The organism is Tepidiforma sp., assembly GCF_034433535.1.
Classification (GTDB): Bacteria; Chloroflexota; Dehalococcoidia; order Tepidiformales; family Tepidiformaceae; genus Tepidiforma.
Genome location: NZ_DAOUAO010000172.1, coordinates 1 through 16679, shown reverse-complemented (window position 1 = coordinate 16679; position 16679 = coordinate 1). Strand labels below are relative to the sequence as shown.

The 16679-nt window shown below is 70.1% G+C and carries 17 protein-coding genes and 1 pseudogene; 7 read left to right on the top strand and 11 right to left on the bottom strand.

Translation table 11 applies throughout. The features are described from left to right. On the bottom strand, positions 1-740 hold a 740-nt coding region (locus VAE46_RS09185; RefSeq protein ID WP_322796631.1), incomplete at its 3' end, for a M23 family metallopeptidase. A 208-nt stretch (positions 741-948) separates the two neighbouring features. Between VAE46_RS09185 and VAE46_RS09180 the strand changes: the two genes are divergently transcribed. The 3 genes from VAE46_RS09180 to VAE46_RS09170 all read left to right on the top strand — a co-directional run bounded on the left by VAE46_RS09180 (position 949) and on the right by VAE46_RS09170 (position 3298). Next, complete coding sequence (locus VAE46_RS09180; RefSeq protein WP_322796630.1) at positions 949-1257, top strand: hypothetical protein; 309 nt, start codon at positions 949-951, stop codon at positions 1255-1257. Positions 1258-1334: 77 nt separating this feature from the next. Further along, on the top strand, positions 1335-2528 hold the full coding sequence (locus VAE46_RS09175) for an LLM class flavin-dependent oxidoreductase (protein ID WP_322796629.1): 1194 nt from the start codon (positions 1335-1337) through the stop codon (positions 2526-2528). Positions 2529-2590: 62 nt separating this feature from the next. Then, a complete protein-coding gene (locus tag VAE46_RS09170) occupies positions 2591-3298 on the top strand; it encodes a TIGR01906 family membrane protein (protein WP_322796628.1) in 708 nt (235 codons plus the stop codon). Here the strand turns inward: VAE46_RS09170 and VAE46_RS09165 are convergent. The 3 genes from VAE46_RS09165 to VAE46_RS09155 are packed head-to-tail and all read right to left on the bottom strand — an operon-like array spanning position 3295 to position 4643. Next, positions 3295-3507 (bottom strand): FmdB family zinc ribbon protein, encoded by a 213-nt coding sequence (locus tag VAE46_RS09165; protein WP_322796627.1) that lies wholly within the window; start codon positions 3505-3507, stop codon positions 3295-3297. The genes VAE46_RS09170 and VAE46_RS09165 overlap by 4 nt on opposite strands. A 29-nt stretch (positions 3508-3536) precedes the next feature. Then, a complete protein-coding gene (locus VAE46_RS09160; protein WP_322796626.1) occupies positions 3537-3803 on the bottom strand; it encodes a hypothetical protein in 267 nt (88 codons plus the stop codon). Positions 3804-3854: 51 nt separating this feature from the next. After that, positions 3855-4643: an alpha/beta fold hydrolase gene (locus VAE46_RS09155; RefSeq protein ID WP_322796625.1), complete on the bottom strand. Its 789-nt coding sequence runs from the start codon at positions 4641-4643 to the stop codon at positions 3855-3857. Between the two features lie 90 nt (positions 4644-4733). On the opposite strand from VAE46_RS09155, the gene VAE46_RS09150 reads away from it, so the two are divergent. Genes VAE46_RS09150 through VAE46_RS09135 form a run of 4 tightly spaced genes read left to right on the top strand, consistent with a single transcriptional unit; the run spans position 4734 to position 9774 of the window. Then, positions 4734-5657, top strand: coding sequence for a TIGR03564 family F420-dependent LLM class oxidoreductase (locus VAE46_RS09150; protein WP_322796624.1), 924 nt, complete (start codon positions 4734-4736; stop codon positions 5655-5657). A 40-nt stretch (positions 5658-5697) separates the two neighbouring features. Further along, complete coding sequence (locus VAE46_RS09145) at positions 5698-8061, top strand: endonuclease MutS2 (protein WP_322796623.1); 2364 nt, start codon at positions 5698-5700, stop codon at positions 8059-8061. 2 nt (positions 8062-8063) lie between these two features. Then, positions 8064-9455 carry a replication-associated recombination protein A gene (locus tag VAE46_RS09140; RefSeq protein ID WP_322796632.1) on the top strand — a complete coding sequence of 464 codons (1392 nt, stop codon included), beginning with the start codon at positions 8064-8066 and terminating at the stop codon, positions 9453-9455. Continuing rightward, positions 9445-9774 carry a hypothetical protein gene (locus VAE46_RS09135; protein WP_322796622.1) on the top strand — a complete coding sequence of 110 codons (330 nt, stop codon included), beginning with the start codon at positions 9445-9447 and terminating at the stop codon, positions 9772-9774. The genes VAE46_RS09140 and VAE46_RS09135 overlap by 11 nt, the downstream gene beginning before the upstream one ends. A 35-nt stretch (positions 9775-9809) precedes the next feature. Here VAE46_RS09135 and VAE46_RS09130 read toward each other — a convergent pair whose 3' ends face one another. The 7 genes and pseudogenes from VAE46_RS09130 to VAE46_RS09100 form a co-directional block, all read right to left on the bottom strand. Then, positions 9810-10472: a histidine phosphatase family protein gene (locus VAE46_RS09130; protein WP_322796621.1), complete on the bottom strand. Its 663-nt coding sequence runs from the start codon at positions 10470-10472 to the stop codon at positions 9810-9812. Between the two features lie 2 nt (positions 10473-10474). Then, positions 10475-13705: a nitric oxide reductase activation protein NorD gene (locus tag VAE46_RS09125; RefSeq protein WP_322796620.1), complete on the bottom strand. Its 3231-nt coding sequence runs from the start codon at positions 13703-13705 to the stop codon at positions 10475-10477. A gap of 92 nt (positions 13706-13797) precedes the next feature. Then, positions 13798-14409 (bottom strand): metallophosphoesterase family protein, encoded by a 612-nt coding sequence (locus tag VAE46_RS09120; protein WP_322796619.1) that lies wholly within the window; start codon positions 14407-14409, stop codon positions 13798-13800. Between the two features lie 8 nt (positions 14410-14417). Then, positions 14418-15305, bottom strand: a complete 888-nt coding sequence (locus tag VAE46_RS09115; RefSeq protein WP_322796618.1) for a CbbQ/NirQ/NorQ/GpvN family protein — start codon at positions 15303-15305, stop codon at positions 14418-14420. Between the two features lie 3 nt (positions 15306-15308). Next, positions 15309-15929, bottom strand: coding sequence for a dephospho-CoA kinase (coaE, locus tag VAE46_RS09110; protein WP_322796617.1), 621 nt, complete (start codon positions 15927-15929; stop codon positions 15309-15311). 65 nt (positions 15930-15994) lie between these two features. Then, a complete protein-coding gene (locus VAE46_RS09105; protein ID WP_322796616.1) occupies positions 15995-16219 on the bottom strand; it encodes a hypothetical protein in 225 nt (74 codons plus the stop codon). Positions 16220-16240: 21 nt separating this feature from the next. Beyond that, positions 16241-16679, bottom strand: a pseudogene (locus tag VAE46_RS09100) (DUF402 domain-containing protein); the annotation flags it as partial.

Here is a 16679-nt window from a genome sequence, read left to right as displayed (position 1 = left end):
GTGGGGGTCGGGGTCCAGGGAATCACTTCCCGCCCGGGGATCTGCACGAAGTCGGCCGGGTCGACCGACACGCCCTGGTAGCGGATTTCGAAGTGGAGGAACCCGCCGGGTTCGCCGGTGCCGATGGCGGTGGACTTGCTCACCAGGTTCCCCCGCGCGACGCGCAGGCTCTGCAGCCAGCCGTAGACGGTGGTGAACTCGCCGCCGCAATCGATGACCACGTGGGTGCCGTAGCGCTCATCGCTGCCGGTCGCGACAACCTCGCCATTGCAGGCCGACTGCACGACGATGTTCTTCAGGCCGGGGAGCGAGAAATCGACCCCAGCGTGGCGGAGGCCATCGCCCCGGTCGGTGCCGAAGTAGTCTTCCACGCCGGCATGGGCGGTCAGCGGCAGGGCGAAGCGGTTCCCGCCGGCGATGAGGTACTCGCGGATGTCCGGCTTTGGGGCCGCGCCCTGCGGGCGGTAGGTGCCTTCGGTCGCTCCGCCCGCCCGCGACGACGGGTGCCGCGTGGGCGCCGGCGTGAACGCGGGCGAGGGTGAAACGCCGCCGTCGAGGGCCGGCCCGGGCTCGCCGGGCTGCGCCTGCGGCACGGGCTCATCGCCCCCCGTGAGCGACATCGCGACCCACGCGAACAGCGCCAGGAACGGCACCGCGGCGAGCAGGTAGAACGGCGCCAGCCGCCGCTCCTGGCGACGCGTGCGGAACTGCTGACCGTAAAAGCCTCGACCTGGCGGCATCGAGTCCTCCCCATAACGCAGGGGCCGCCCGGCGGCTGCCGGCGCGCGGTCCCCCAATGTCAGTAATCGGCCGCCGGCGGCGCTTCAGCAGGCGCGCCGGGAACCGCGCGGCCGGGGAAATGGGCGGTGAACGGCGGCCGGCCCGTCGATTGCCCGGAGCCGGCGAACCCGGAATAGTGCAGCGGCAACGTCACCTTCGGAGGAATCGATGCCCCGGCACCGCCCCGGCCTGGGGCAGGGCCTTGAGGCCCTTGTCGCCCCCACACCACCCGCGAACCCCGCACCCGTGGCGACGCCGCCGGTCCGCGACTGGGAGTACGCCGCACTCCGCCGCCGCCGGCGTTCGACCGTCATCGAAACCGCCGGCAGCGACCCGCTCGCCGGCATCACCCGCCGCCGCGTGCGGGGCCTGCCGCTGATCAGCGTCCTCGGGCTGCTCGGCGCTGCCGGCTGGGAGCTTGCGGGCCGCGACGGCAAGCGCCTGCTGCTGAAACGGCCCCTCCTGCAGCGCCGCTAGCGGCACCAGCAACCTATCGCGTAGTATTTCGCCCGAAGCGAAGGATTGCCGCCCAGGCGGCAGAGAAAGGGACAGCCATGACGTACCGACCGCCCCGCATGCGATTCGGCATCTTCCTCGCGCCGTTCCACCGGCTCGGCGAAAACCCGACGGTGGCCCTGCAGCGCGACCTCGAGCTGGTCGACCACCTCGACCGGCTGGATTTCGACGAGGCGTGGTTCGGCGAGCATCACAGCGCCGGCTGGGAGCTCATCGCCTCCCCCGAGCTGATGATTGCGGCCTCGGCGCAGCGCACGAAGCACATCCGCCTCGGCACCGGCGTCAGCTCGCTTCCGTATCACCACCCCTTCATGCTGGCCGACCGCATGGTGCAACTCGACCACATGACCCGCGGGCGGGCGATGTTCGGCGTCGGGCCCGGCGCCCTCACCTCCGACGCCTACATGCTCGGCATCGATGCCCTCAAGCAGCGCCAGCGGATGGATGAGGCCCTTGGCGTCATCCTCCGGCTGTTCAAGGGCGAAACGATCACGATGGAAAGCGAGTGGTTCACCCTGCGGGAGGCCCGCCTGCAGCTGGCGCCCTACACCTACCCGCACATGCCCGTCGCGGTAGCGAGCACCTTCTCGCCCGCCGGGCCGGTAACCGCCGGCAAGCACGGCGTCGGCATCCTCTCGGTCGCAGTCTCGCAGCCGGGCGGGCTCATTTCGCTGGCGAAGACGTGGGAGATGGCCGAGGAGGCCGCCGCGAAGGCCGGCAAGACCATCAGCCGCGATGAGTGGCGGCTGGTGATGCCCATCCACCTCGCCGAGACCCGCGAGCAGGCGTTCAAGGACGTCGCCGAGGGCATGCTCCGCTGGAACAAGGAGTACTTCGAGAACACCCTCGGCCGGCCGGCCGACCCCTCGAACCCGGGCGACGTCGAATCGACTGTGGCCCGCGGCGGCGCGATTATCGGCACCCCGGATGACGCCATCGAGGCGATCGAGCGGCTGCTCGAGCTCTCCGGCGGGTTCGGCTGCCTGCTCGGCCTCGCGCACGAATGGGCCTCCTGGCCGAAGACGCTCGAGAGCTACGAGCTCTGGGCCCGCTACGTGGCGCCGCGCTTCCAGGGCCAGTACGAACGGATCGCCGCCAGCCAGAAGTTCGTCGCCGACAACCGCACCACGATCTTCGGGCCGAACGCGGCAGCCATCGGCAAGGCGTTCATCGATGCCGGGGTGCAGCTGCCGCAGGAGATGCTCAACCGCATGCAGCGGGGCAACGTCTAGCCGCCGCGGGAAGTTGCGCCCCGCGCCGGGGCAGGCGAGGATGCCCGCCAGGGGAGGCTCGCGTGGCTCGTCTCGTTCGTGCGCTTGCGGCCGTGCTGTTCGCCGCTGCCGTGCCGCTGCTCATCGTTACCAGCACGGTCCGCTGGCTCGCCACCGATGAGACATACATGCGCCACGGTTTCCGTGCCTTCGACGCGGCGGAACGGACCGGCCTGCCCCAGGCGGAAATCGACCGCGCCGGCGCGGAGGTGCTCGCCTACTTCCGCAACGACGCCGACCGCCTCGAGATCACCGTGACCGCCGACGGGCAGCAGCAGCCGCTTTTCTCCGAGCGCGAAATCGCCCACATGGCCGATGTGAAGGCGCTCATCCGCGCGGTCTTCCGCCTCCAGGAGGTGAGCCTCGTCGTGGTGCTCGCCTATATCGCACTGGCGGTGCTCTGGAGCGGCGAAACGTCGCCGCGCACGCTGGCGAAGCTCGCGCTGGCGGGCATCGGCGCGGGGGCAGTGCTCACCGCCGGGATCGCGGCCTTCGCGCTCACCGGCTTCGACCAGGCCTGGACTACCTTCCACGAGATCGCCTTCCGCAACGACCTCTGGCAGCTCGACCCGGACACGGACCGGCTCATTCAGATGTACCCGGAGCCGTTCTGGCAGCAAACGACCTACCTTGCCGGGGCAATCATCGGCGGGGCCTGCCTCGCCGTTGCCGCCGCCTGCGGCGCATACCTCCTGCGGGGCCCGCGCGAACGGGAACGGGCGGCAGCTTAGGCCGAGCAGGCGCAGCCGCCGCCACCGCAGCAGCCGCCGGACGGGGCCTCTTCGACCGCGGCACCGCCCCGCGGCGCGGCGAACACCGAGACCATCCGCTCGGCGGGGTGCCCGTTCGCGCAGGACGCCGGGGCCGAAGCCTGGCTCATCGGGCGGCGCTCTTCGAACTTCACGCGGCAGGTCGGGCAGTAGAACTCGTAGATCGCCATGGCCGCAGTATACCGCCGGCGCCCCGCGATCAGGCAGCCCGGGCGGCACGCCGCCGGCGCACCCGCTGCGCCGTCCGGGTGACCGGCTGCTGTCGCGACTGGATGGCGATCACGCTGGCGGTGCGGCGCTCGCGGCGCACGACCGCCGTCGGCGCGACCGGCGGGAGCACCGGCGCGGGCGCCTGGCCAAGCACCGCGCGCGTGATCGCGTTCCACGGTTCGACCCACGCGTCATCGCCCCCGCGATGCAGGACGCGGTCGAGCAGGGCGCGCCACCAGCGGATGATCCAGGCCATGGGAGCTAGACCATAACCGGGATATTCACCTACGGGCAACCACGCATTCACTCAGCAGTTTTCCCTGCTGAGCACCTCCTCCAGGAAGCCGCGCACCGCCGCATTCCAGGGGTCGGCCCGTTCGAAGTAGCAGGAATGCCCGGCCCCGGGGATGACGTGCACGCGGGCCCCCGGGATGAGCGAGGCGGCCTCGCGGATCATCTCCGGCGAAGTGATGCGGTCGTGCTCGCCCACGATGTAGAGCACCGGCGCCCCGGTGCGGGCGAGCATCTCGTGCGTCGAGCCGCGGTAGGTCGGCGGCGGCCGTCCCAGCAGGCCCTTCGGGCGGGGCGGGTTAAGCGCATTGATCTGGCGGTAGAGCAGGGCCAGCCCCGGCTCCGCCTCCTCGAACCCGGGCGCGAGGGCATGCTCGCGCAGGCCGGCGTCGCCGCGTTCATCCCGCAGCAGGTCCTGCAGCTCCCGAACCCGGTCGTTGGTGGCGCCGGCGGTCGTGCCGCACAGCACCAGCGACGCGATCCGCCCCGGCGCCAGCCGCGCGAGCCCGGCCACTGCCCGGCCGCCCATCGATTGCGCCACGATGTGCGCCCGTTCGATCCCGAGGTGGCGGAGCAGCCCGGCCAGGTCGGCGCCGAGGGTGGCCCGCGCCACGGTCATGTCGCCGCGGGAGAGCCCCCAGCCGCGGGCGTCGTACACCGTCACGCGGAAATCGCGCGAAAACTCGGCGACCTGCTGCCACCAGACCAGGTGGTTGCCGCCGGCCCCGTGCACGAACACCAGGTGCGGCCCGCGGCCGTGCTGGCGGTAGTAGAGGCGCGCCCCATTGACCTCGGCGTACGGCATGGTGGGCAGTCTACCCGGCTCCCGGCGCAGCTTCACCGGAGCGGGGCGCGCGCGTAGGCTCTCGAACAACACCCACGCGGAGGCAGCGACGTGAAGATTGGGCTCGGGATTGGCATCACCGGCGGCGGAACCCTCCACGAGGCGATCCGCGCCATCCAGCGGGCGGAGGAGCAGGGCTTCGCCGCGGCGTGGCTGCCCAACATCTTCGGACTGGATGCGATCATCACCCTCGCCGTTGCGGGCCGCGAGACCGACCGCATCGAGCTCGGCACCTTCGTGGTGCCCACCTACCCGCGCCACCCGGCGGCCCTCGCCCAGCAGGCCCTGACCGCCTCGGACGCGGCGCGCGGCCGGTTCACGCTCGGCATCGGCCTGAGCCACCAGGTGGTCATCGAGGGCATGTTCGGGCTCGACTACTCCCGGCCCGTGCGCCACATGCGCGAATACCTGCAGGTGCTCGTGCCGCTGCTCGAAGGGAAGCCGGTCCAGTTCCGGGGCGAGGAGTACCGGGTCCAGGCCCAGATCAGCATCCCGGGGGCGCCGCGCCCGTCGGTGGTGGTCGCCGCGCTCGGGCCGCAGATGCTGAAGGTCGCCGGCCGGCTCGCCGACGGCACCGCCACCTGGATGGGCGGCCCCGGCTACCTGCGCGACCGCGCCATCCCGCTGATCCGGGAGGCCGCGGCCGCTGCCGGGCGGCCCGCCCCGCGCGTGGTCTCCGGCTTCCCGGTGGCCGTCACCGACCAGCCGCAGGCCGCCCGGGAGTCCGCCGCGAAAGTCTTCGCGGTCTACGGAACGCTCCCGTCCTACCGCGCCGTGCTCGATGTGGAGGGAGCTGCCACCCCGGCCGATGTCGCCATCGTGGGGAGCGCCGAGGAGGTCGAAGCCCAGGTTCGCAACCTTGCCGCTATCGGCGTGACCGACTTCAACGCCTCGCCCTTCCCGGTCGAGGGCGATCCCGGCGCGGTGGGCCGCACCATCGAGCTGCTGGCCAGCCTGGCCCGCCAGGGGGTGTAGCTGGCCCCGCTGCCGCCGCGTCCGATACCCTGCAGATCGGATGGATGACCACACCCTGCGGGTGCTCGAATTCGGGCGCGTGCTCGAACTGCTGGCCGCTGAGACGGCCTTCAGTCTCGGCGCGGAGCGTGCCCGCGCGCTTCGCCCGGCGACATCCTTCGCCGAGGCCGTCCGGCTTGCCCGCGAAACGACCGAGATGCGCCTGCTCGACCAGCTCGGGGTCGATGTGCCGTTCTCCGGCGCCCGCGATGTGCGCGACCACCTGAAGGCAGCCGCCATCGGCCAGCTGCTCGAACCGTCCGCCCTGCTCGAAACGGTGCAGGTGCTGACCACCGCCCGCCGGGCGCGGCTGGTGCTGGAGAAGCTGCGGGACCGCGTCCCCACCCTCGCCGGCATCGCCGACGCCATCGGCGACTTCCGCACGTTCGCCGACGCGGTCGAACAGGCGATCACCCCGCGCGGCGATGTCGCGGATTCCGCCAGCGAACAGCTCGCCATCACGCGCCGGGAGCTCCGCGCGGCCGAGGCGCGCCTTGAACAGCGGGCACAGGCCGCCCTCGCCGAGGCCATCCGGCGCGGCGCCGCCCAGGAAGGGCTGTTGACCGAGCGCAACGGCCGCAAGGTCATCCCGGTCCGGTCCGACAGCCGCAGCCTCGTCCCGGGTATCGTGCACGACGTCTCCTCCAGCGGGGCCACGCTCTTCATCGAACCGCTGGCGGTAGTCGATGCCGGCAACGCCGTCCGCGAACTGCAGCTGGCCGAGGAGCGGGAGGTCCGCCGGGTGCTCCAGCGCCTCACCGACCTCCTCGGTGCGCGGGCCGAGGAGGCCCGGCGTTCGCTCGAGGCGCTCGCGGAGCTCGATCTCATCAGCGCACGCGCCCGCCTGGCCGCCAGGATGCGCGCCGCGCTCCCGCCGCCCGGCGATGCCGAGAGCTGGTTTTCGGAGCGCGGCCAGACCCGGCTGGTGGCGGCCCGGCACCCGCTGCTCAAGGGCGAGGTCGTCCCCATCGACATCGAAGTGGGCGATGACCCGCAGGGCATCCTCATCACGGGCCCGAACACCGGCGGCAAGACCGTCGCCCTGAAGACGGTCGGCCTGCTGACGCTGATGGCGCAGGCCGGCATGGGCGTGCCCTGCGGGGAGGGCAGCCGCATCCGTTTCTTCCCGAAGGTCTACGCCGATATTGGCGATGAGCAGTCCATCGAGCAGAGCCTTTCGACCTTCTCTTCCCACCTGCGCAACATCATCGCCATCCTGCGCGAGGCGGATAACCGCACGCTCGTCCTGCTCGACGAGCTGGGCGCCGGCACCGACCCGACCGAGGGCGCGGCCATCGCCCGGGCGGTGGTCGAAGAGCTGCTCGACCGGGGCGCGACGGTGGTCGCCACCACCCACCACGGCGAGCTCAAGGTGCTGGCCCACACCGACCCCCGCCTGCGCAACGCCTCGGTGGAGTTCGACCTCGAAACGCTCAGCCCGACGTACCACCTCGTCGTTGGCCTGCCGGGGCAATCGAACGCGATCGCCATCGCCCGGAGGCTCGGGCTCGACGAGCGAGTGGTCGAACGCGCCGCCTCCGGGCTGCGTCCCGAGCACTTCGAGCTGGAAGAGTTGCTGGCCGAGATCCGGCGGCAGCGGCACGAACTCGCGGAACTCCGGGAGCAGGCCGCCGCCGAGCGCCAGGAGGCCGAGCGCCTGCGGCGCGAACTCGCCCGCGAGCGCGAGCAGATTGAGCGCGAGCGCGCAGCCGTGCTCGCCGAGGCCCGCCGAGAAGCCGACGACACCCTCGCGCGGATGCGCCGTGAGATCGAGCAGCTTCGCCGCAGGTCCCGGGAGCAGCTGTTCGACCCCGCCGCCGCGGCCGAGGCGCTGCGGCAGGCCGAGCACGAGCGCGACCGGCTCGCACGCGCCGCCGCCGTCCGCCGCTCTGTGGTCGAGGCGCCGGTCGCGCTCGCCGGCATCGTCCCGGGCGACCTCGTGCACGTGCGCGACATCCCGCAGGTCGGCGAGGCCCTCAGCGGGCCGGGGGAGGACGGCAAGGTCGAAGTCCAGTTCGGCAGCATCCGCATGAAGGTCTCTGTCGACCGCATTGACCGGGTCGAGAAGCCGCGCCCGGGGAGCAAGGAGCGCGTCGTCGTCCCGGCGGGGCCGCCTGTTCCGCCGGAGCTCGACCTCCGGGGCCAGCGGGCCGAGGCCGCCCTCGAGCGGTTCGAAAGCTACCTCGATGCCGCCTTCCGCGCGGGCCTGCCGTCCGTACGCATCATCCACGGCAAGGGCACCGGCGCCCTGCGGGCGGCGATCCGCGAGGCGCTCGCCCGCCACCCGCTGGTGCGCGGCTACGAATCCGCCCCGCCGACCGAAGGCGGCGACGGCGTGACGATCGCCACCCTTGCCGGGTCGTGAGCATGGACAGCGGCGGGCACCAGCCCGGCTTTTCGTTCGAACCCGAGCCGCCTCCGGCCGATGCCCCGCTGGCCGCGCGCATGCGCCCGCGGGCGCTGGATGAGATCGTCGGGCAGGCGGCGGCGATTGGGCCGGGCTCGATGCTCCGCCAGCTCCTCGCGCGAGGGCGGCTTCCGTCCGTCATCCTCTGGGGGCCGCCCGGGTGCGGCAAGACGACCATCGCACAGGTGCTCGCGCGCAGCGTGGATGCCGAGTTCGTGCCTGTCTCGGCGGTCGCCTCGGGCGTGGCCGAGCTGCGCCGCGTGCTCGAAACGGCCGCCCGGGCGCGTCGCCACGGCCTCCGCACCGTGCTGTTCATCGATGAAATCCACCGCTTCAACAAGGCCCAGCAGGATGTCATCCTCCCCGCCGTTGAGGACGGAACCATCATCCTCATCGGTGCAACGACGGAGAACCCGTCGTTCGAAGTGATTGCGCCGCTGCTGAGCCGCACGCGCGTCATCCGGCTGCGGCAGCTGGCCGAGGGCGACATCGCGGCGCTGGTGGAGCGCGCTCTCGCCGACCCCATGCGCGGGCTCGGCCGGCTGGAGCTGAGCATCGATGCGGCGGCCCGGGACGCACTGGTTGGGGCATCGGGCGGCGATGCCCGCGCGGCCCTGACCGTCCTCGAGATCGCCGCCGACCTCGCCCTGGCCGACGGCCGTCGGCGGGTCGAGCCGCACGACGTCGAGGCGGCGGTGCAGGACCGGCGCGCCCTCCACGACCGCGCCGGCGACGCCCATTACGACACCATCTCGGCCTTCATCAAGTCGGTCCGGGGAAGCGACCCCCATGCCGCGCTCTACTGGCTGGCGCGCCTCATCGAGGCCGGGGAAGACCCGCTCTTCATCGTTCGGCGCATGGTCATCCTTGCGGCCGAGGATGTCGGCCTCGCCGACCCGCAGGCGCTGGTGCTGGCGGTGGCCTGCCAGCAGGCGGTGCACTTCGTGGGGATGCCGGAAGGTCAGCTTGCGATGGCGGAATGCGCCGTCTACCTTGCCCTCGCGCCGAAGAGCAACAGCACGTACGCCGCGCTCGGGCGGGCGGCCGCCGCTGCCCGCGAGACCTCGCACCTTCCCGTGCCGCTCCACCTCCGCAACGCGGTCACCGGGCTGATGGCCGGGTTCGGGCACGGTGCCGGCTACCGCTACGCACACGACGAGCCGGGACACATCGCCCGGGGGCAGCTCCATTTGCCCGAAGCGCTGGCCGGCAGCGAGTATTACCTCCCGGGAGAACTCGGATTCGAGGCCGAACTGGTGGCGCGCTGGCGGGCGCTGCAACAGCCCGCCGCCGGTGACCCGCCCGCCGCCAGGCCTTCGAACCAGGAAGGACGTGCAGCACGTGAAGATTGAGTTCCTGTACTCGAAGGCCACCGGCCGCAGCCCGGAAGCCGAAGAGGCCCTCCGCCTGGCGCTCGAGGCGACCGACCCCTCCATCGAGGTGGTCTACATCGAGGTCGATGGCATGGAGGACGCGCGGGCGAAGCGGTTCCTCGGCTCGCCTTCGATCCGCGTCAACGGCGTCGACGTCGAATACGGCGACCGGGAGCCGGATGAGTACCAGTCGGGCACGCGGTACTACAACACACCCCAGGGGTGGAAGCCGTACCCGCACGCCCGGCTGATCGCGAACTGCATCCTCGAACAGCAGGCCCGACAGGGCCGGGTCTGAATGGGAATAGCAGCCGTTGAAGCTCCCGAGACCATTCAGTCTGTTGGGGGGACCTGACCCCGCGGTGTTGCCCCCTGGGGTATCGCCGCGGCGCCCGCAAGCGGCGCGAGGTGGCAGGTATCGTTGTGCCTGGCGATGACCAAGCGGCCCGCGCCATCGCGCACGACCTCAGTGACGGAGCAGTTTTCGACGCGGAAGATGCCCGGGCGTCTGCCGTCGTGTCCCACCAGCAGGTGGCAAATTGCGCCGATGACACCGCCGTGCGTCACCGCGACGGTCGTCCCTTCGAATTCCGCCAGCACCTCGAGCGCGCGGCGGAGCCTTGCCCGAAACGGCTCGGGCCCTTCCTCCCCGGGGAGTACGACCCGGTGTTCGCCGGGAGCAGTGAAGAACGCCTCCGGGTGACGTTCGCGGGCCTCCTTGATGGTGAGGCCCGCGAGAATGCCGGGGTCGTACTCTGTCAGCTCTTCGAGGAACTGGAGCTGCAGGCCGGCCCGGGAGGCCACGCGCTCCGCTGTTTCGCGCGCCCGCAGCAGGGGGCTCGAAACCACCCGCGCCGGCGAGACCCGAGCCAGCCGTTCGGCCGTGACCTCGGCCTGGCGGCGCCCCAGTTCGCTGAGCGGGTAGGGCAGGTGCCCCTGGAAGATGCGGCGGGCGTTGCCCTCCGATTCGCCGTGGCGGACGAGCAGCAGCCGCATGCCTACTCGGTGAGCCGGCGGTAGAGCGTCGGCAGGCGGCTCGGCAGCGACTCGATATCCGCCACCACCTCGTAGCCCATGTCCTCGCACATCGTCTTCAGGTAGTCGTGGCCGGCGCGGTCGACCGTCAGCGCGAATGGCGTGATCCCCTCGCGCTTGGCCTCATTGAGCGCCTGCTTGGTGTCGTGGATGGCGTATTCCTTCTCCGTGCGGTCGCGGCCGTAGCCGTGGTCCTGCGGGCGGCCATCGCTCAGCAGGAAGAGGATTTTCACCTTCGCGTCGGTCTGCAGGAGCTTGTAGGTCGCGTGGCGAATCGCCGGGCCCATGCGGGTGGAGCGGATCGGGGTGATCTTGTCCAGGCGGTGCTTGATCTTGTCGTTCAGCGTCTCGTCGAAGTCCTTGATGACGAAGAACTCGACGTTGTCGCGCCCGTAGCCGGAGAAGCCGTAGATGCCGTACTGGTCCCCGATGGTTTCCAGCGCGGTCATCAGCAGGACGGTCGATTCCTTCTCGAGGTCGATGATCCGCTTCGGGGGCGAGGTCAGCTCCTGGCGGCGCTTTGAAACCCACCAGCTGAGGTACTTGCGCGGGTCATCGTCGTAGTCGTCGTCGTACTTCTTGTCGCGCTTGTTTATCTCTTCGTCGGTTGAGGCCGACATGTCGATCAGGAAGGCCACGGCAACGTCCCGCTCGATCTTGTTGCGCCGCCAGTAGATTTTCTCGGTCGGGTTGGCGCCGATCTTCTTTTCCACCATCCATTCGATGGCCGAATCGAGGTCGAAGTCTTCGCCGTCGGGCAGGCGCTTGATCTTGCGGAACATCTCGGGCTTCATCAGCTCGAACTGCTTGCGCGTCTGCGCCACCAGCGCGGCGTGCTCGCGCAGGGCGTTCTCGTAGAAGCCTTCGTCGCCCTCTTCGAGCTTGGCCTCCTTCACCGCGCACCACCGGGGCTTGTAGTCCTGCGCGCGGAAGTCCCATTCGTCGTAGTAGTAGACGGTCACCACGGGCTTGAGGGGCTCTTCGCCCTCGCCCTCGCCGGTGGAGTTGTCGCTCGTCGGCTGGCCGGGCTCGCCCTTCTCCGAGGGCGGCGACCCGGCCTCCTTCATCAGGTTCGACATGAACATGCCGGTCGAGGCGTCGAGGTCGCCGTCGTACATCGCATCGAGGTCGATTTCGACGCTCTTGGAGAGCAGCTCGGCCAGCTGTTCGGGTGTGAGGGGCATGGTCTGCTGCTTGCCGGCCTGGCCGCCCTGGGCGTTCTCGCGCAGCTTCATGAGCAGCTCGACGAGCTCCGGCTTGAAGTCGCCGCGGAAATCGATCTCCTGCGGGCTCTCGTAGGCTTCCTCGCCCTCGCCCTCGCCGACGCTCCCGAGCTGTGGCTGCGAGCCCTGCCCGCCCTGCTCGCCGGGGCCTTCCATCGGCATCGCCTGGCCCGATTCCATCGCTTCCACCGGCTCCCACTCGCCGGGGTCGAGCTCTTCGCGCACATTCGGGATCGAAATGGCCAGCTCGTACAGCGCCAGCGCCGCCTCGGCGGCATCTTCGACGGTCGCCTCGGGCCGCTGCACCGCCGCGAGGATGCCCAGCGCCCGGCTCATCACCTCGGCGCGGTCCTTCGGCCAGCGCACCGTCTCGAGCCCGTCGAGGCTGGCGCGGACGAGGTTCTCCACGAAAGCGTTGCGCAGCGGCATCGCCTGCACCGGCGGCCGGTTGCGCAGCTCTTCCGCCTGCATGCGCGCCAGCTGCCGCCGGATGCCGCCGTACTGGTCTTTGACCTTCGCATCGATGCGGGCGTCCTCGGCGATGGTGAAGAGGTCGCTGGCCAGCTGGCGGTCGGGGAAGAGGTCGAAGTACTCCTCCATGTCGGTGGTCGCCGGGCGCTCGCGTTCGCGACCGAAGGCCTGGCGGCGCATGGGGAAGATGTTGCCCGGCCGGTCGAAGCGGAAATCGAAGCTGCCGAACTCAATGTGCGCCGCCTGGTGGGTGGCGAACACCTTCATCGCCGCAAAGTTGTCGTCCTTCGCCGGGAAGCGCTCCATCAGCTCCGGCAGGAAGATGGTGGTGCCGTCGGTGCTGGCCCGGTGCTCATCGACCCAGCCGATGCCCTTCTCCGCGAGCGACTCCGCGGTCTGGATGCTCACGTTCTTGCCGGTGAGGGCCTTGCAGTAGAGCCGCAGGACCTCGCCGACGCGCGAGAGTTCGACCCGGGCGGAAAGGTTCTCGAGGATGTCCTCGGCGCGGGTGGACTGGAGGCGGAAATAGGCTTCGCCGCCCTCGTGGCTGACCTGGAGGATGCGCAGGCCGGCCTGGTGCCACGCCTCCAGCTCATCGAGCCGGATGCGCTGGAGGACGGTGGGCATGGCGGTGATGAAGTCCATCGCCGCGAAAGGCGAGTAGGGTGCGAGCTGCTCGGCGAGGCTGATGATCGTCTGGTGGTCGGTCGGTTCCAGCTCGCCGAGGGCGTTGGCGGCCTCCTCGAAGTACTGGTAGGCCGAGCGCTGGTGCCCCCGGGCGGCCTGCGCCGCGAGCAGCAGGAAGCGCTCGCGCAGGGGCTGGTGCACCTTCTGAAGGAGGGGCGCCCCGCGGTCGAAGTAGATGCGCGAATCGGCCCAGGAGGTTTGCGCGAGTTCCGTCGCGAACGAGAGGAAGGGCAGGCGGTCGTCCTCCTCGAGGCGCTGGAGCACCTCGGGCGCCGCGGCCAGGCAGGCCGACGCGAGCTCGTAGCTGTGGCGGGCCAGCTCATCGATGAACACCACCAGGCGCGCGGCCTGGCTCATGCGCAGCACCGAGAGCACGCCGGGGGACGATTCGAAGAACTGCGCGGCCAGCGAGGAGCTCTTCCAGTTGCCCCTGTACAGGCGCCGGCCGAGCTCGGCCCAGGCGCGCACGTGCGAGGGGCCCACGGCCTCGATCGCCGCGGGCACAGACCGCAGGAAACTGACCGCCAGCGGGGCGGAATCGCCGGCCATCTGCAGCGCCTCGCGGCCGATGGTCTCGATCGCGTCCCAGGTGGTAGAGAGCGGCAGGGCCGTGCCGGCCTTGAAGTACTCGACTGCGGCCTCCCAGGAGCGGAGGCTGAGCGACGTGAGCTCGATGCCGGTCTCGGCCCAGCTCTGCACCTGCGATGGGCTGAGACGCGGGGCGAGGGCCTTGAGGCCGGCTTCGAAGTTCTGCTGGAGCGGAGCGGGGAACCCCGACAGGCGTTCGTGGTGACGTGCGAGCAATTCAGTCACGATGGACATAGGCGAACGCGAGCGGCGACCTCCTTGCCTCTACGATGGCCCCGGCCTGCCGATGAGGCAACGGCGCCCCGCCATCGCAAGGCTCACTGTTCCCCCGAGTGTCGAACAAAATTGCGGGTCGGGTCAGGGTAATCGTAAAAGATGACTTCATCGGTTGTCGTGTCCCAGGTAGCGCAGGAGAGCTGGAAGCCGTTGCGGTGGTCGCGCGGGTCGCCGGCCGAGCCGGGGTTGATGACCAGCACACCCCCTACCCGCAGGGCCATCTGGTAGTGGGTGTGCCCCACGATGAGGGTGTCGCACTCCAGTTCGGCGGCCCGGGCCCAGATCGGCTCGTGCGGGTAGTGGTAATCCTTCCAGGGCTCCCACGGCGAGCCGTGCGTCATCACCACCTTCTTGCCGTCGACCACCCGCTCCACCCGGTAGGGCTGCCGGCGGAGCCAGGCCACCAGGTCCTGGTCGACCTTCGGCGAGGAGAGCGCCCGCGCGCCGTCGGGACCGAGGATCGTCTCCTCGTGGTTGCCGAGCACCACCACCGCGTTCAGGTCGCGCAGGCGAGCGACCACCTCGTTCGACCAGCGGAACTGGAAGACGCTGTCGCCGGCGCACCACAGCTCATCGAAAGGCGCCATCAGCTCCAGCGCGCGCTCAAGCCCCTGGATGTTGCAGTGGATATCGGAAACGATCCCGAGCCGCACCGTGGCTCCTATTCGAAGATGCTCGTGACGACCTCTTCGATCGAGCGCTGGACTTCGGCGTCATCGGTGAGGGCCCAGGTGATGGCGACCTGGCAGGCGCGGCGCGGCGGGATGCCCTGGGCGATGAGCCGCCCGGCGTAGACGAGCAGGCGGGTGCTCACGCCTTCGCCGAGGCCGTGCTCCTTGAGGTTACGCACCTTTTCGCCGAGGCGGGCAAGGTCCATGGCGGTGCGCTCATCGCAGCCGGCCTCATGGGCGATGATCTGCGCCTCCGCCTCGCGCGGCGGGTAGTTGAATTCGATGGCGATGAAGCGCTGCCGGGTCGAATGCTTGAGGTCCTTGAGCGCACTCTGGTAACCCGGGTTGTAGCTGATCACAAGGAGGAAGCCTTCGGCCGCCTCGATGACCTGGCCGAGTTTTTCGATCGGCAGGAGCCGGCGGTAGTCGGTCAGCGGGTGGATCAGGACGGTGGTGTCCTTGCGGGCTTCCACCACCTCATCGAGGTAGCAAATCGCACCGACTTTGACTGCGCGCGTCAGGGGACCATCGACCCAGCGGGTGCCGTCGGTATCCAGCAGGTAGCGGCCCACGAGGTCGCTCGCGGTGAGATCTTCGTGACAGGCCACCGTGATCAGCGGCATGCGGTGCTCGACCTCTTCGCCCGTGCGGGAGGAGATCTTCATCATTGGCCGGCCCAGCCGGTAGGCCATATATTCGACAAAGCGGGTCTTGCCGGCGCCAGTGGGGCCCTTGAGCAGCACCGGGATGCGCTGCCGGTAGGCGGTTTCGAAGAGCTGCACTTCATCCCCGATGGGGAGGTAATACGGCTCTTCCTGCACCGAATATTCTTCGACCGCGTAGATGGTCGCGCCCTGGAGAGACCCGTTGTCGGCCACTGGCTAATTCCTCCCGGCTGCGTCGTGCAGCCGCTCTTGAAGTGCTTCCCAGGCCTGCTGGATGCGAGCCTGCAGCTCCTCCAGCGTCCCGTTGTTCTCGATGACGACGTCGCCGCGCGCGATGCGTTCCTCGTTGCTGAGCTGGGAGGCGATCCGCGCCCGCGCGGCCTCCGGGTCGAGCCCGTTTCGGCTGGCCAACCGCTGCACGGCGATCTCGGGGTCGACCACCACCACCCAAACCTCGTCGACGAGGTCCTCCCAGCCGGCTTCGAATAGCACCGCCGCCTCGAGTACGACCAGCTGGTTGCCGGCTGCTTCGAATTCGGCCAGCTGCTCGCTGGCGAGCTTCCGAATGCCCGGCCAGACGATGTCGGTGAGGCGCTTGAGCTCGTCGGGGCGGCCGAAGACCCTGCCGCCGAGGACGCGGCGGTCGATGGTGCCATCCGGGGCGACGATGTCGCGGCCGAATGCCTCGATGACGCGCTCGTAGGTCTCTGTGCCGGGTTCGTAGGTGCGGTGACCGAGCTGGTCGGCATCGATGACCGGGATGTTGCGTTCGCGGAAAAAGCTGGTCACGGTCGACTTGCCGCTGGCGATGCCGCCCGTCAGCCCGATGACATGCACGGAAGACTCCGTCGGGGTGGTGTAGCGTCAGTGTATCGCCGCAGGGAGCCGGTCACAAACGCGGTTTAGCGACGAATCGGGTTCCCGTCGCGGTCATACACCACCTCGGGGCTGCCGAACCGGCGATTGAGGTAGCCGTAGCCGAAGAGCACGCCTGCACCCCCGACCGCGGCGATGACGATACCGAGCACGATATCGGCGGCGTTGAAGCGCACGACCAGGTAGAGCACGAAGGTGAGGATGAAGCCCAGGAAAAACGCGTTCAGGTAGGGCCGGAGGGCACGCAGCATGGGCGCAGTCTACCGCATCGATCAGGCCGGCGGCGCCGCGCCGAGCCGGCGCTCGAGTTCGGCGGCCTCATCGAGGATGTGCCGGTAGCGGGAGAGCACCTGGCGGGCGGCCTCCCGTGCCGCTTCCGCGTCCCGGTCGGTGAGGGTTCCCTGCCGCACCGCTTCCTCGAACTCCTCCCGGTCCTCTTCGAGAATGACGTCGCCGGGGAGCGCCCACCAGTCGAGGATGAGGTCGCGATAGACCAGCCGGTCGGGGCCGAGTTCGAGGTCGGTGATGGCATCGAAGCGATGCGCGAGAATGTCGCCGGCCGGGTCGCGCCAGCGGTAGAGGTTGAACGGCCGCCCTCGCCAGAAGTAGCCAAGCGACACCGACCCCGGCGGCACGGTCACGGGGATCGACGGCGGCCCCCCGCCTTTGCGCATCAGGAAGCGCACCACCACCACGTTCGCGGTCCGGTAG